General features: G+C 62.4%; 1 protein-coding gene. It reads right to left on the reverse strand.

Annotated elements, in window-relative coordinates:
* Positions 1–187: hypothetical protein (locus ASF38_RS00060; protein ID WP_162237262.1), on the reverse strand; the 187-nt coding region annotated here is incomplete at its 3' end.
* Between the last annotated feature and the right edge of the window lie 79 nt (positions 188–266).

Consider the following 266-nt stretch of genomic DNA (forward strand, 5'->3'; position numbering starts at 1 on the left):
CGATCTGACGGTTCGTGATCCAGCCGATCTCGTCGGCGCGGCGCCTGAGCTCATCGAGGGTCTCGAGCATGGTGTCGCGGGAGTGTTCCGGGATGATGCCGAGCTTCTGGTCGAGGTCGAGCAGGTCGGTGATCGAGCTCTCGAAGTCGTAGGCGTTCAGGTCAGCCTTGGCGGGGGTCTTCTTCATGGTTCTCTTCCGTCCGGTTGTCGGCACCGGTGTTGATGCCGTACGGGACGGTGAGGCGCGCGATGGATTAAGCAATCGC

It is taken from the genome of Aeromicrobium sp. Leaf272, assembly GCF_001422865.1.
Lineage (GTDB): Bacteria > Actinomycetota > Actinomycetes > Propionibacteriales > Nocardioidaceae > Aeromicrobium.